The organism is Pseudomonas sp. XP1, from assembly GCF_053557675.1.
Genome location: NZ_JBNRIJ010000017.1, coordinates 35,814 through 51,058, shown reverse-complemented (window position 1 = coordinate 51,058; position 15,245 = coordinate 35,814). Strand labels below are relative to the sequence as shown.

Sequence of the window (15,245 nt, the reverse complement as noted above, 5' to 3'; positions counted from 1 at the left end):
CAGGTACTGCACAGTTTTCAGGGTTTGCGGTGATCCTGTGGGAGCGGGTTTACCCGCGAAGAGGCCGGTACAGGCTTACTATCTTCCCAATCACCGCACTTTTTCCAATTTCCGGGCTCTATGCTTGGCCAGGCCACACTGATCCCCGGTGCGGCCGCCGAATATCGACCCGGTGCCGATGGTTGCAAGCAAGCCCATATTCTTCCCCCGCCTGCTATTGGCAGGCACCTTCGCATGCCTGTGCGCCTGCACTCAGCAGCAGGGACGCGACATGGTCAACCAGCTTGGCAACGGCAAGCCCAGCGAACTGTTCCAGACCAGCGTCGATCGCCTGGCCACGCTGTCCATGCGCGACAACCTGCAGAGCTTGTACCTGTTGATGAACAAGCTGTACCTGCGCAACCCCAACCAGTGGAAGCTGTCCGGCTACGTGGATGCTGCCACTGCCGAGCGGCAGATCCGTATCGCCATCGAACAACGCCAGCCCTTGGCGCAACTGGGCAACTGTCGCGACCTGGCAGCCTTGAGCTACGCCCTGAGCCCCGAATTTCGTGGTGACCGTGTCGGCGCCTTCATCTACGCCATCGGCAGCATGCTGATCACCGCGCACGGCGGCCGTACCGAGTTCTACATGACCGATACCATCGACCCGCTGTTCGTCAATAACGCGGCGCGCAATATCGAGAAGGCCACCTGGATGTTGAGCCAGCGGCAGGATGCCAATGGCGTGCTGCTGTTGTTCTCCAACGAAATATCGGAAGAGGGCAGCAACCTGAGTTTTGCCGTGGAGTTCGGCAAGATCGTGGCACGGCTGGACTTGCTGGCGGAATTGCTGGACGAGCGATACAGGCGTATTGGGTTGAATTATGCGCAAAGCTTGCTGCTGATGAACTTCCTGCCTGTACAGTGACGTGAGCGGTTTCGGGAATTCTGGGTAACCTGTACCGGCCTCTTCGCGGCGCAGAATAATACCGTTCGATAAACGAACGCGGCCCCTGTCCCGTCTGTCCGCTATCCGCCCATCCATTCCCAAGGCCGCATTGCCCAACCCCCGGCTTTTTGCTTAAGTGTGCCCATCCACCGGTTGTCGCCTGCCCCCGTGAACCGCAACCGGCTCGATAGAATGACCGTGACGACCGCAACCACAGCCCACCGGGCGGTAGGGAGCGGCAACCAGAACAATAACGATACCGAGTGCCTTGCCTATGGAAAGCCGCCTGCTGAGCGAGCGCAGTAGCGTGTTTCATCACGCCGACCCTTATGCTGTGTCTGATTATGTCAACCAGCACGTAGGCCAGCATTGCATCGGCTTGTCCCGCACCACTCATCCGCAAGCCAGCCTCAGCCACCGCAAGTTCGCTGAGTTGGACCTGTGCCGCATCAGCTACGGCGGCAGCGTGCGCGTTACCTCGCCGGCACTGGAAACCATCTACCACCTGCAGGTACTGCTGAACGGCAACTGCCTGTGGCGTGGGCACAAGCGCGAGCATCACCTGGTGCCGGGCGAGCTGTTGCTGATCAACCCCGACGACCCCGTTGACCTGACTTATTCGGAGGACTGCGAAAAGTTCATCCTCAAGGTGCCGACCCGGCTACTGGATTCGATCTGCGACGAACAACGCTGGCACCGCCCCGATGGCGGGGTGCGGTTCTTGCGCAACCATTACCGGCTGGACGAGCTGGATGGGTTCGTCAACCTGCTGGCGATGGTCTGCCAGGAGGCAGAGGTGAGCGGCTCGCTGCCCAGGGTGCAGGGCCATTACAGCCAGATCGTAGCCAGCAAGCTGCTGACCCTGATGAGCACCAATATCCGCCGCGAAAGCCTGTGTTCGCCGGGCGCAAGCCTTGAACGGATCATCGACCACATCGACCGCAACCTGAAGCTTGAACTGACAGCTGAAGCGCTGGCGGAGCAGGCGTGCATGAGCCTGCGCTCCTTGTATGCATTGTTTGACCGGCATCTGCAGACCACACCCAAGCAGTATGTGCGCCAGCGCAAGCTGGAGCAGGTACACGCCTGCCTGGCTGATGCCAGTTGCGCGGTACGCAGCGTGACCGAACTGGCCATGGATTATGGCTTCATGCACCTGGGGCGGTTTTCCGAGGTGTATCGGCAGCAGTTTGGCGAGTTGCCCTCGGAAACCTTGCGAAATCGGCGCTGAGCCGCACCGGCCTCTTCGCGGGTGAACCCGCGCCCACAGGGCCCCGCAGAAACACCAACTTGCACAAAACGGATAGCACCGCGCACAAACCGGATATTCCCACCCAATACCAATCCCTAACCTGACCAGGTCTAAACAATAACAAGGGAGACCCTGGCCATGTCCCTGGGATTCGACTACCTCAATGCCTTGCTCGAGGACGACCGTGAAAAGGGCATCTACCGCTGCAAGCGCGAGATGTTCACCGACCCACGCCTGTTCGACCTGGAGATGAAACACATCTTCGAGGGCAACTGGATCTACCTGGCCCATGAAAGCCAGATCCCCGAGAAAAACGACTTCCTCACCCTGACCATGGGGCGCCAACCGATCTTCATCGCGCGCAACAAGGACGGTGAGCTCAATGCCTTCCTCAACGCCTGCAGCCACCGCGGCGCCATGCTCTGCCGGCACAAGCGCGGCAACCGCTCCAGCTACACCTGCCCGTTCCACGGCTGGACCTTCAACAACAGCGGCAAGCTGCTCAAGGTCAAAGACCCCAGCAACGCCGGCTACCCCGACAGCTTCAACTGCGACGGCTCCCACGACCTGACCAAGGTGGCGCGCTTCGAGTCGTACCGTGGCTTCCTGTTCGGCAGCCTGAATGCCGACGTCAAGCCGCTGGTCGAGCACCTGGGCGAGTCGGCCAAGATCATCGACATGATCGTCGACCAGTCGCCGGAAGGCCTGGAAGTGCTGCGCGGTGCCAGCTCGTACATCTACGAAGGCAACTGGAAGCTCACTGCCGAGAACGGCGCCGACGGCTACCATGTCAGTTCCGTGCACTGGAACTACGCCGCCACCCAGAACCAGCGCAAGCAGCGCGAGGCGGGTGAAGAGATCAAGACCATGAGCGCCGGCGCCTGGGCCAAGCAGGGCGGTGGCTTCTACTCCTTCGACCACGGCCACCTGCTGCTGTGGACCCGCTGGGCCAACCCCGAGGACCGCCCGGCCTACGAGCGCCGTGACCAGCTGGCCGCCGACTTCGGCCAGGCCCGTGCCGACTGGATGATCGAGAACTCGCGCAACCTGTGCCTGTACCCGAACGTGTACCTGATGGACCAGTTCAGCTCGCAGATCCGCATCGCCCGGCCGATATCGGTGAACAAGACCGAAATCACCATCTACTGCATCGCGCCGAAAGGCGAGAGCGCCGATGCCCGCGCCAAACGCATTCGCCAGTACGAAGACTTCTTCAACGTCAGCGGCATGGCCACCCCGGACGACCTGGAAGAGTTCCGCTCGTGCCAGACCGGCTACGGCGGCGGCACCGGCTGGAACGACATGTCCCGCGGCGCGGCGCACTGGGTGGAAGGCGCCGACGAAGCGGCCAGGGAAATCGAGCTCAAGCCGCTGCTGTCCGGCGTACGCACCGAGGACGAAGGCCTGTTCGTGCTGCAGCACAAGTACTGGCAGGACACCATGATCCAGGCGCTGAAGGACGAACAGCAACTGATCCCCGTGGAGGCCGTGCAATGAGCCTGTATGAAACCGTGCGCGACTTCCTCTACCGCGAAGCGCGCTACCTGGACGATGCCCAGTGGGACCAGTGGCTGGAGCTGTACGCCAGCGACGCCAGCTTCTGGATGCCGAGCTGGGACGATGACGACACCCTTACCGAAGACCCACAAAGCGAAATCTCGCTGATCTGGTACGGCAACCGTGGCGGCCTGGAAGATCGGGTGTTCCGCATCAAGACCGAGCGCTCCAGTGCGACCGTGCCCGACACCCGTACCTCGCACAACATCAGCAACATCGAGATCGTCGAGCAGGCCGAGGGCAGCTGCCTGGTGCGCTTCAACTGGCACACCCTGAGCTTCCGCTACAAGACTACCGACAGTTACTTCGGCACCAGCTTCTACACCCTCGACCTGCGCGGCGAGCAGCCGCTGATCAAGGCCAAGAAAGTGGTGTTGAAGAACGACTACGTGCGCCAGGTCATCGACATCTACCACATCTGATCCAGGGTTTTGCGAGCGCTGCCCGGTGCGTCCTGCGACGCGCCATGGCCCGGCTCGCCCGCGAGGTGCAACATGAGCTACCAGATCGCACTGAATTTCGAAGACGGGGTGACCCGCTTCATCGAGGCCACCGGTCATGAAACCGTGGCCGATGCCGCCTACCGTCAGGGCATCAACATCCCGCTGGACTGCCGCGATGGCGCCTGCGGTACCTGCAAGTGCAAGGCCGAGTCCGGGCGTTACGACCTGGGCGACAACTTCATCGAAGATGCCCTGAGCGAAGACGAAGTCGCCGAAGGCTACGTACTGACCTGCCAGATGCGCGCCGAAAGCGACTGTGTCATCCGCATCCCGGCCTCGTCGCAGCTGTGCAAGACCGAGCAGGCCAGTTTCAAGGCCGCCATCAGCGATGTCCGCCAGCTGTCGGCCAGCACCATTGCCCTGTCGATCAAGGGCGAGGCCCTCAGCCGCCTGGCCTTCCTGCCGGGGCAATATGTCAACCTCAAGGTGCCGGGCAGCGAGCAGAGCCGCGCCTATTCGTTCAGTTCGCTGCAGAAGGACGGCGAGGTCAGCTTCCTGATCCGCAACGTGCCGGGCGGGCTGATGAGCAACTTTCTGACCAACCTGGCCAAGGCCGGCGACAGCATGACCCTGGCCGGGCCGCTGGGCAGTTTCTACCTGCGGCCGATCCAGCGCCCACTGCTGTTGCTGGCTGGTGGCACCGGCCTGGCGCCGTTCACGGCGATGCTGGAGAAGATCGCCGAGCAGGGCAGCGAGCACCCGCTGCACCTGATCTACGGCGTGACCAACGACTTCGACCTGGTCGAGCTCGACCGCCTGCAGGCGCTGGCGGCGCGCATCCCCAACTTCACCTTCAGCGCCTGCGTGGCCAACCCGGACAGCCAGTACCCGCGCAAGGGCTACGTGACCCAGCACATCGAACCGCGCCACCTCCACGACGGCGATGTGGATGTGTACCTGTGCGGCCCGCCACCAATGGTGGAGGCGGTCAGCCAGTACGTGCGCGAGCAGGGCATTACCCCGGCGAACTTCTACTACGAGAAGTTCGCGGCGGCGGCCTGATTCCTTTTATTCCAAGTAATACGCCGACCCTGTGGGAGCGGGCGTGCCCGCGAAGAGGCCAGCAGGTTCAACAACTTTGTCTGGTCGGACGCATTCGCGGGCATGCCCGCTCCCACAGGAACTGTGGCGAACCGGAGAGATGGATATGAACAACCGATTCCAAGGCAAGGTCGCCATGGTCACCGGTGCCGCCCAGGGCATCGGCCGTGGCGTGTGCTGGCGGCTCAAGGCCGAAGGCGCACAGGTGGTCGCGGTAGACCGCTCCGAACTGGTTCACGAACTGGCCGGCGAGGGCATGCTCACCCTCACCGCCGACCTGGAACAACACGGCGACTGCACCCGGGTCATGGCCAGCGCGGTTGAAGCATTCGGCCGCCTCGACATCCTGGTCAACAATGTCGGCGGCACCATCTGGGCCAAGCCCTTCGAACACTACGAAGTGGACCAGATCGAAGCCGAAGTACGCCGCTCGTTGTTCCCCACCTTGTGGTGCTGCCATGCCGCTCTGCCGTACATGCTCGAACGCGGCAGCGGCGCCATCGTCAACGTCTCGTCCATCGCCACCCGTGGCGTCAACCGAGTGCCCTATGGCGCGGCCAAGGGCGGCGTCAATGCGCTGACTGCGTGCCTGGCCTTCGAAACCGCCGGCCGGGGCATCCGGGTCAACGCCACCGCCCCCGGCGGCACCGAAGCGCCACCCCGGCGCGTGCCGCGCAACACCGCCGAGCAGACCGAACAGGAAAGGCACTGGTACCAGCAGATCGTCGACCAGACCCTCGACAGCAGCCTGATGCACCGCTACGGCAGCATCGACGAGCAGGTGGGCGCGATCCTGTTCCTGGCTTCCGACGAAGCCTCGTACATCACCGGCGTGACCTTGCCGGTAGGGGGCGGCGACCTCGGCTGAGCGACACCCACAAGGCAAAGAGCTTTCTTTCACAACAAAAACAAGAGCGACAGATGCCATGCGAACCCTTGACGTACACCCGATCATCGATAACGCGCGCTTTACCCCGTTCCACTGGATGGTCATGGCCTGGTGCGGCCTGCTGCTGATCTTCGACGGCTATGACCTGTTCATCTACGGCGTGGTACTGCCGGTCATCATGAAAGAGTGGGGCCTGACCCCGTTGCAGGCCGGTGCATTGGGCAGCTATGCACTGTTCGGCATGATGTTCGGCGCCCTGGCCTTCGGCAGCCTGGCCGATCGCATCGGGCGCAAGAAGGGTATCGCCATCTGTTTCGCCTTGTTCTCCGGGGCAACCATCCTCAACGGGTTTGCCAGCAACCCGAGCGAGTTCGGCATCTACCGTTTCGTTGCTGGCCTTGGCTGTGGCGGCCTGATGCCCAACGCCGTGGCACTGATGAACGAGTACGCGCCCAAGCGCCTGCGCAGCACGCTGGTGGCGATCATGTTCAGTGGCTACTCGCTGGGCGGCATGCTCTCGGCGGGTGTCGGCATCTTCATGCTGCCGCGTTTCGGCTGGGAATCGATGTTCTTCGCCGCAGCGGTGCCACTGCTGCTGTTGCCGGTGATCCTGTACTACCTCCCTGAATCGATCGGTTTCCTGGTACGCCAGGGCCGTAAAGACGAGGCCCGCAAGCTGCTCAAGCGGCTGGACCCGGATTGCGACGTGCAACCTGACGATGTACTGGTCGCTCCTGTGGGAGCGGGCTTGTCCCGCGAAAGGGCCGGCAAGTTCACCGCTGTAGTCGAACTGTTCCGCAACGGCCTGGCCATTCGCACCCTTGCGCTGTGGTTGGCGTTCTTCTGCTGCCTGCTGATGGTCTACGCGCTCAGTTCCTGGCTGCCGAAGCTGATGGCCAACGCCGGCTACAGCCTGGGCTCGAGCCTGTCGTTCCTGCTGGCGCTGAACTTCGGTGGCATGGCCGGGGCGATCCTCGGCGGCTGGCTGGGCGACCGCTACAACCTGGTCAAGGTCAAGGTGGCGTTCTTCATTGCCGCCGCGCTGTCGATCAGCCTGCTGGGCGTCAACAGCCCGATGCCGGTGCTGTACCTGCTGATCTTCATTGCCGGCGCCACCACCATCGGCACGCAGATCCTGCTGTATGCCGGCGCCGCCCAGCTGTACGGGCTATCGGTGCGCTCCACCGGGCTGGGCTGGGCCTCGGGCATCGGCCGCAACGGCGCCATCGTCGGCCCGCTTCTGGGTGGTGCGCTGATGGGCATCAACCTGCCCCTGCAACTCAACTTCATCGCCTTCGCCATCCCCGGCGCAATTGCCGCGCTGGCCATGGCCGTGCACCTGGCCAGCGGCCGTCGGCATGCCCAGGCCATTGCGGCGCAGGCGTAACTCCAGAACAACAACATGAGGTAACCCACCATGACCGTGAAAATTTCCCACACTGCCGAGGTACAGCAGTTCTTCGAAGAGGCCGCGGGCTTTGGCAACGATGCCGGCAGCCCGCGCCTGAAGCGCATTGTGCAGCGCCTGCTGCAAGACACCGCGCGGCTGATCGAAGACCTGGAAATCAGCGAGGACGAGTTCTGGCATGCCGTCGACTACCTCAACCGCCTGGGCGGCCGTGGTGAAGCCGGGCTGCTGGTGGCGGGGTTGGGCATCGAACACTTCCTCGACCTGCTGCAGGATGCCAAAGACCAGCAGGCAGGCCTGGTCGGCGGCACCCCACGCACCATCGAAGGCCCGCTGTACGTGGCCGGTGCGCCCATCGCCGAAGGTGAAGTGCGCATGGACGACGGTAGCGAGGAGGGCGTTGCCACGCTGATGTACCTGGAGGGCCGGGTGCTCGACCCGCAAGGCCGGCCACTGCCGGGGGCCACGGTCGACCTGTGGCATGCCAATACCCGTGGCACTTATTCGTTCTTCGACCAGAGCCAGTCCGAGTACAACCTGCGCCGGCGCATCGTCACCGATGCCCAAGGGCGCTACCGCGCACGCTCCATCGTGCCGTCAGGCTACGGCTGCGACCCGCAGGGGCCGACCCAGGAGTGCCTGGACCTGCTGGGCCGCCATGGCCAGCGCCCGGCGCATGTGCACTTCTTCATCTCGGCGCCTGGGCACCGGCACCTGACCACGCAGATCAACCTGGCCGGGGACAAGTACCTGTGGGATGACTTTGCCTATGCCACGCGCGATGGGCTGGTGGGCGAGGTGGTGTTCGTCGAGGGCGAGGCGGGGCGGCATGCCGAGTTGAAGTTCGACTTCCAGTTGCAGCGGGCCCAGGGCGGTGCGGATGAGCAGCGCAGTGGGCGGCCGCGGGCTTTGCAGGAGGCCTGAAGCCTTATCGCCGGCAAGCCAGCTCCCACAGGATCACCACAGGCCTGAATACTGTGGGTCCTGTGGGAGCTGGCTCGCCGGCGATCAAGGGCACACAGCCCTTGCCATAGATCACCGATGCGAGAGGTGCCATGAAAACCCTGATCAAGGACAGTTCACTGTCCGCCATCGTCGCCGGCTGCATCGCCACGATGATCTCCTACGCAGGCCCCCTGGTGATCATCTTCCACGCCGCAGAAGCCGCCGGCCTGTCCCATCGGCAACTGTCCTCCTGGGTCTGGGCAGTGTCCATGGGCAGCGCCGTGCTTGGCGCGCTGCTCAGCCTGCGCTATCGGGTGCCGGTGGTGATCGCCTGGTCGATACCAGGCTCGGCGCTGCTGGTCACCGCCTTGCCGCAACTGGGCCTGGAACAGGCCGTTGGCGCCTACCTGGTGGCCAACCTGGTTTTGCTGCTGATAGGCATCAGCGGGGCCTTCGACCGCATCATCGCGCGCCTGCCGGGCTCCATCGCCGCCGGCATGCAGGCCGGCATCCTGTTCAGCTTCGGCATCGAGGTGTTCCGCGCCTTGCCGGTGCAACCGCTGCTGGTCGTGGCAATGTTCGTCACCTACGTGCTGATGCGCCGGGTGCAGCCGCGCTACGCCGTGGCGGCGGTGCTGTGCGTGGGCACGGTGGTGACCGTCGTCAGCGGGGCGTTTCGCAGCGAGGCGTTGGTGCTGGAGCTGGCGTCGCCGCAGTGGGTCATCCCGCAGTTCAGCCTGGAAGCGGTATTCAGCCTGGCACTGCCAATGGTGCTGGTGGCCCTGACCGGGCAGTTCATGCCGGGCATGGCGGTGCTGCGCAACGCCGGCTACCCCACGCCTGCCAGCCCGATCATCAGTGCCAGCGCGCTGGCCGGTGCCGCGCTGGCGCCGTTCGGTTGCCACGGGCTGAACCTGGCGGCGGTCACCGCCAGCCTGTGCACTGGCCATGAAGCCCATGAAAACCCACGGCGGCGCTATGTCGCGGCGGTGGCTGGCAGTGCGCTGTACCTGCTGCTGGGGATCGCCGGGGCCACGCTGATGTCGCTGTTCGCAGCATTCCCCGCTGCCCTGATCGCCGCCCTGGCCGGGCTGGCGCTGCATGGTGCCATCAGCGAAGCCCTGGCCCGCAGCCTGGCGGAACCAACCGAGCGCGATGCCGGGTTGTTCACCTTCCTGGTCACCGCTTCGGGGGTGGCCTTCCTGGGCCTGTCGGCAGCGTTCTGGGGCCTGCTGTTCGGCCTGCTGAGCCATGGGTTGCTCAGGCTGCGCCAGCCACGAGCCCGGGAGGTGCTGCGCCGTACCCCATGAACCGTCGTGCTTCCAACGCTTTACCCATAAAAACAAGATCAAGAGAGCTTCGGAATGAACCACACCCCTTGCGTCGCCCTGGGCCTGACTTTGCTCAGCCAACCGTTGCTGGCCGCCGAAGGCGGCTTCTTCGAAGATTCGAAGGCTACCCTGAGTGCCCGTAACTACTACTTCAGCCGCGACTTCTCCGACATCGTCGGGGCCAATCGGCAATCCAAGGCCGAGGAGTGGGCCCAGGGCTTCATCCTCGACTTCAAGTCGGGCTACACCCCGGGTACGGTCGGCTTTGGCATTGACGCCCTGGGCCTGCTGGGTATCAAGCTCGACAGCAGCCCCGACCGTACCAACACCGGGTTGCTGCCGGTGCACGGGGATGGCCGCGCCGCCGACGAATACAGCCGCCTGGCGCCCACCTTCAAGGCACGGTTGTCCAAAACCGAATTGCGCGTCGGCGAACTGCAACCCAACCTGCCGGTGCTGACATTCAGCGACATCCGCCTGTTGCCACCGACCTACCAGGGCGCAAGCCTGAACTCGGCGGAAATCGATGGCCTGACCGTGCAGGCCGGGCACCTGAAAAGCACCCACCTGCGCAATGAAGGCGGTGACGGCAAGATGAACGCCATGCTCGGCCATGTGCCGATGCGCCAGGTAGAAAGCGATGCCTTCAACTACCTGGGCGGGGACTATGCGTTCAATGCCAACCAGAGCAGCGTCAGCCTGTGGTACGGGCAGTTGGAGGACATCTATGAACAGGGCTTTGTCGGCCTCAAGCACAGCAAGCCCGTAGGCAGCTGGCTGCTCAGCGCCAACCTGGGGTATTTCACTGCGCGCGAGGATGGCGATGCGTTGCTCGGCAACATCGACAACCAGGCATTCTTCTCCATGTTCACTGCCCGGCATGGCGGGCACAGCTTCCATGCCGGCTACCAGGGCATTTACGGCGACAGCCCGTTCCCACGGGTGTTCGCCAACATCTCGCCGTTGGGTAACGAAGTGCCGACCTATGAGTTCGCCTACACCGACGAACGCTCGTACCAGGTGCGCTACGACTACAACTTCGCGGCCATGGGCGTACCGGGGCTGACCGCGACCGTACGCTACATAACCGGTAACAATGTCGACACTGGACTGGGTTACGAAGGGCGCGACCGCGAGCGCGACCTGGACATCGGTTACGCGGTGCAGGGCGGGGTGCTGAAGGGGCTGGGGATCAGGGTGCGCAATGCAATGGCCCGGTCCAACTACCGCAGCGACATCGACGAGAACCGTTTGACGCTGGTCTACACCTGGCAGTTGTTCTGACGCATCCACAGCATGCCTGCGGGACCTCTGTGGGAGCGGCTTTAGCCGCGAACACCGGCGCAGCCGGTGCTATGCACCGCGTTGGATTCTTCGCGGCTAAAGCCGCTCCCACGGGGTACGCGGATTGCTTGCAATTTCAGTTATCTACGCGACAGCGCAGCCCAAAAGGGCTGGGCAACCTCCCAGAATGAACGCCCATAACCAAGGGAATTGCGCATCAGGGCAGGATGAAGGTAGCTTCTGGAAACCTCCTTTTCAGGAATGCCTCCCTTGGACTCCATCACCCAAGCCGTACTCGGCGCGGCCCTGCAAGGTACCGTACTCGGCCGCATCCAGGGCCGCCGCTCTCTGCTGTATGGCGCGGCGCTGGGCACGCTTCCCGACCTGGACGTGATCATCCGCTACGCCGACCCGGTGTCGCAGATGACTTACCACCGCGGCTTTTCTCATTCCCTGTTCGTGCTCACCGGGCTGGCCTTGCTGCTGGCCTGGCTGGTCAACAGGTGCTGGCCAGGCAAAGGCTATACCTTGCCCAGGCTGTTCCTGGCGTTCTGGCTGGTGCTGGTCACCCACCCGTTGCTCGACGCTTTCACGGTCTATGGCACGCAGTTGTTCTGGCCCTTGCAGGCTACCCCGGAAAGCTGGGCAGCGGTGTTCATCATCGACCCCGTCTACACCGTGCCGCTGCTGGCCGCAGTGATCTACGCAATCATCAAAGGGCTGACCAGCAAGGCTACGCAGCTGTTGACCTTGGCCCTGGTATTCAGCGCCTGCTACCTGGGTTTCGGCCTGGCCGGACGCATGGCGGCCGAGCAGCGTTTCCAGGCCGCCCTCGACCGCCAAGGTATCGCCGTCAGCCAGGTACGTGCCGTGCCGATAGCCTTCAACAGCCTGGTCTGGCGGGTGCTGGCCAAGACCCCGGAGGGCGATTACTACGAAGGCATCAGCAGTACGTTCGACCAGCAAGCGCCAGAAATGCAGCGTTTGCCGCGTAATCTGCAACTCGCGCAAGCGCTGGCCGGGAACCCGTTGCATCAGCGCTTGCGCTGGTTCACCGATGACTGGCTGCGCTACGACCAGGTCGGCGATGTGCTGGTGGTCAGCGACCTGCGCATGGGCATTCCGGGGAACTACACGTTCCGCTTCAAAATGGCCCACCGTGACAGCCAGGGGGACTGGATTGCCGATGTGCCGTCGATGTGGAAGGGTGCCGGGCCAGGGGCGGCATTCAACGGCGACGACCTGGTGCTGATCTGGCGACGGATCGTCGAACAGCAGCCACCTTTGCCGCTGGCTGCCTGGACCGATCGCTACCTGGGGCCCGCCACAGTCGAACCCGGGCGCTGAGGCATGCGATCAGCCGGGCTGGACATGGTCAAGTGGACGGCGATGCTGACCATGGTCGCCGACCACCTGCGTTTCCTGTGGCCGGGTGCCGATGGCCTGTTCGTAGTGGGCCGGTTGGCGTTTCCGCTGTTCTGCCTGGCGATTGCGGTGAATGTCGGGCGCGCCAGGGGCGGGGCGCTGTACACCCGCGGCAACCTGCGCTATCTGGGGTTGATGCTGGTGTTCGCGGTGCTGTCGGAGCCTGCCTACCGTTGGCTGGACAGTGGTTCGCCAACGTTCAGCGTGATGCCGACCCTGGTGCTGGGGTTGCTGGTTGCGTGGGGCGTGCATCATCCGTCGAGGTCGGCGCGCGTGCTTGGCGTTGCCGGTCTGCTTGCAGGGTGGTTGCTCAGTGATCAGCTGATGTACGGGCTGCCGGGGGTGATGCTGCCGGGCGCCTGGTTGATGGCCCGCCGCAAAGGAGGGCCGGCCTGGGTGTTGCCTTGCCTGTTGGCGATGGGGGGGAACCTGACCAACAGTTGGTTGCGGGAACATCTGTTGGCGCCCATTACCGTGCTGACGCTGATTGCTGCAGCCTTGGCCATTCCGGTCGGATTGCTGCTGCTGCGTCATGATGATAGGCGGGTGCCTGCAGTGGGACGTTGGGGCTACCTGTTCTATCCGGTGCATCTACTGGTGATCAAGGTCTTCGCTTGATCGCTCTGGCAGCCACACTTGCAGGAGCGTGCAGCCTCGATAGTCCTGGTTGCATTTCACAAATCCATACCCATCTAAACCGGCCGCACCAGACTCAGGAACCACCCATGGAACCCAACCGCTTCGGCGACATCGCCGCCTTCGTCAGCGCCGCGAAGGCCGGCAGCTTTACCGCCGCCGCCGCCACCTTGGGCCTGACGCGCTCGGCGGTGGGCAAGAGCATCGCTCGCCTGGAGGCACGCATGGCCGTGCGCCTGCTCAACCGCACCACGCGCAAGCTGAGCCTGACCGACGAGGGCCTGGTGGCCTACGAGCGCTGGCGGCAGATTCTGGATGACCTGGACGAGGTGGAAAGCACCATGGCCCAGCGCCGCGGCAAGCCCACCGGCACCCTGCGTCTGACAGCACCCTTGTCGTTCGGCCAGCGCCATGTGCTGCCGATTCTCGACCGGTACCTGAAGCAGTGGCCCGAACTGCGCGCGGATATCCGCTTCACCGACCGTTTCGTCGACCTGGTCGAGGAGGGTATCGACGTTGCGGTGCGTATCGGCGCACCGAAGGAAGACTCGCAACTGTTGACGCGCACGGTGGCCTGGCAGCAGTTCGTCACCTGCGCCTCGCCCGCATACCTGGGCGCACGCGGCGTACCGCAGGTGCCCGGCGACCTCTACGGCCATGACAGGATCGCCTTCCTGGCCGGCGAAAAGGCCATGCCGTGGCGCTTCCATACCGAAGCGGGGCTGCACCTGTGCGAAGACCCCGGGCGGCTGAACATCGACAGCTCCGAGGCGATGCTCGATGGCGCCCTTGCGGGTTTCGGGCTGATTCACCTGCCCACCTACATCACTGGCGACGACCTGCGCAGTGGCACCTTGGTGGAGGTGCTGCAAGCCTATCGGCCGCCGGCGGACCCGATTCGCATCGTCTATCCAAGCAAGCGCCACCTGTCGCCACGGGTACGCGGCTTCATCGACCTGCTGGTAGCCAGCTGGGAACCGGGCGTGCCCTGGGAATACTGATTGGGGAATGGGAGGCCCTTATGCCGGGCCTGAAACCGGGTTTATCGCTGTCGGCGCAGCAAGGAAACTGGCAGTCACTGATAATCCCTGTGGAGACCCCATGACTGCACTGTCCGTACTGGACCTGGTCATGATCGGTGAAGGCAAGACCTTCGCCGACGCGATCGAAGAGTCCCGCCAACTGGCGCGCCATGTCGAGCAACAGCAATACAGCCGCTACTGGATCGCCGAACACCACGATATGCCGGGCATCGGCTCGGCCGCAACATCACTGGTCATCAACGAAATCGCCAACGCCACCCGGCATATTCGCGTCGGTGCCGGTGGCATCATGCTGCCCAACCACGCGCCGTTGGTGGTGGCCGAGCAGTTCGGCACGCTCGACACCCTGCACCCTGGCCGCATCGACCTTGGGCTCGGCCGGGCGCCGGGCAGCTCCGGGCCGACCGTGCGTGCCTTGCGTGGTGCCGCGCCAGAGCGCGACTTCAGTCAGGACATCGCCGAGCTGCGTGACTACCTGGCCGACAACGGCCAGCGCCGCGTACGCGGCGTGCCGGGCAAGCATGACATCCCGGTGTGGATCCTCGGCTCCAGCCTGTTCGGCGCCGACCTGGCAGCGAAACTGGGCCTGCCCTATGCGTTTGCCTCACACTTTGCCCCGCGCTACCTGCTGCAGGCCATCGCCCATTACCGGGCCAACTTCCAGCCTTCGGCACAACTGGCCAAGCCGTATGTGATGGTGGGCATGAACCTGTTCGCCGCCGATAGCGATGCCGAGGCGGATTACCTGGCCAGCTCCCATCGCAAATGGATGCTGGACCTGCATGTCGGGCGCTTCGGCTTGTTGCCCAAACCGCAGGAGGGGTATGTCGAAAGCCTGCCGGACCATGAGCGCGCGGTACTTGAACAGGTGATGGCCTGCACCGTGGCCGGCGGGCCGGAGCGGGTAAGGGAAGGGTTGCGCACCCTGATCGAGCAGACCGGGGCGGATGAACTGATGATCGACTGCCGCATCCACGACCCGCTGGCGCGGCAGCGTTCG

Annotated in this window: 14 protein-coding genes; all 14 read left to right on the top strand. The window is 63.9% G+C overall.

All coding sequences use genetic code 11. The annotated features are described in order from the left end of the window. Positions 1–178: 178 nt before the first annotated feature. Positions 179–910 carry a hypothetical protein gene (locus ACK1U9_RS16125; protein WP_108481611.1) on the top strand — a complete coding sequence of 244 codons (732 nt, stop codon included), beginning with the start codon at positions 179–181 and terminating at the stop codon, positions 908–910. Positions 911–1,205: 295 nt separating this feature from the next. Beyond that, positions 1,206–2,162 carry a helix-turn-helix transcriptional regulator gene (locus tag ACK1U9_RS16120; protein WP_046614217.1) on the top strand — a complete coding sequence of 319 codons (957 nt, stop codon included), beginning with the start codon at positions 1,206–1,208 and terminating at the stop codon, positions 2,160–2,162. Between the two features lie 159 nt (positions 2,163–2,321). Next, a complete protein-coding gene (benA, locus tag ACK1U9_RS16115; RefSeq protein WP_046614216.1) occupies positions 2,322–3,680 on the top strand; it encodes a benzoate 1,2-dioxygenase large subunit in 1,359 nt (452 codons plus the stop codon). Next, positions 3,677–4,162, top strand: a complete 486-nt coding sequence (gene benB, locus ACK1U9_RS16110; protein ID WP_046614215.1) for a benzoate 1,2-dioxygenase small subunit — start codon at positions 3,677–3,679, stop codon at positions 4,160–4,162. The genes benA and benB overlap by 4 nt, the downstream gene beginning before the upstream one ends. A gap of 72 nt (positions 4,163–4,234) precedes the next feature. Then, positions 4,235–5,245 (top strand): benzoate 1,2-dioxygenase electron transfer component BenC, encoded by a 1,011-nt coding sequence (gene benC / locus ACK1U9_RS16105; RefSeq protein WP_449110010.1) that lies wholly within the window; start codon positions 4,235–4,237, stop codon positions 5,243–5,245. A gap of 145 nt (positions 5,246–5,390) precedes the next feature. Beyond that, complete coding sequence (locus ACK1U9_RS16100; protein ID WP_046614213.1) at positions 5,391–6,152, top strand: 1,6-dihydroxycyclohexa-2,4-diene-1-carboxylate dehydrogenase; 762 nt, start codon at positions 5,391–5,393, stop codon at positions 6,150–6,152. A 58-nt stretch (positions 6,153–6,210) separates the two neighbouring features. Beyond that, positions 6,211–7,560, top strand: coding sequence for an MFS transporter (locus tag ACK1U9_RS16095; protein WP_046614212.1), 1,350 nt, complete (start codon positions 6,211–6,213; stop codon positions 7,558–7,560). Positions 7,561–7,590: 30 nt separating this feature from the next. Continuing rightward, a complete protein-coding gene (catA, locus tag ACK1U9_RS16090; protein WP_108481605.1) occupies positions 7,591–8,505 on the top strand; it encodes a catechol 1,2-dioxygenase in 915 nt (304 codons plus the stop codon). Between the two features lie 131 nt (positions 8,506–8,636). Continuing rightward, positions 8,637–9,836, top strand: a complete 1,200-nt coding sequence (locus tag ACK1U9_RS16085) for a benzoate/H(+) symporter BenE family transporter (protein ID WP_046614210.1) — start codon at positions 8,637–8,639, stop codon at positions 9,834–9,836. A gap of 54 nt (positions 9,837–9,890) precedes the next feature. Then, positions 9,891–11,141 carry an OprD family porin gene (locus tag ACK1U9_RS16080; protein WP_449110009.1) on the top strand — a complete coding sequence of 417 codons (1,251 nt, stop codon included), beginning with the start codon at positions 9,891–9,893 and terminating at the stop codon, positions 11,139–11,141. A 270-nt stretch (positions 11,142–11,411) separates the two neighbouring features. After that, positions 11,412–12,488 carry a metal-dependent hydrolase gene (locus ACK1U9_RS16075; RefSeq protein WP_108481606.1) on the top strand — a complete coding sequence of 359 codons (1,077 nt, stop codon included), beginning with the start codon at positions 11,412–11,414 and terminating at the stop codon, positions 12,486–12,488. 3 nt (positions 12,489–12,491) lie between these two features. Continuing rightward, the gene (locus tag ACK1U9_RS16070) at positions 12,492–13,184 is read left to right on the top strand and encodes a TraX family protein (RefSeq protein WP_108481607.1); all 693 of its coding nucleotides are present in this window, start codon (positions 12,492–12,494) and stop codon (positions 13,182–13,184) included. A 107-nt stretch (positions 13,185–13,291) separates the two neighbouring features. Continuing rightward, positions 13,292–14,203, top strand: coding sequence for a LysR family transcriptional regulator (locus tag ACK1U9_RS16065; protein ID WP_108481608.1), 912 nt, complete (start codon positions 13,292–13,294; stop codon positions 14,201–14,203). Between the two features lie 100 nt (positions 14,204–14,303). Then, positions 14,304–15,245, top strand: a 942-nt coding sequence (locus ACK1U9_RS16060; protein ID WP_449110008.1) for an LLM class flavin-dependent oxidoreductase, incomplete at its 3' end; no start/stop codon positions are given.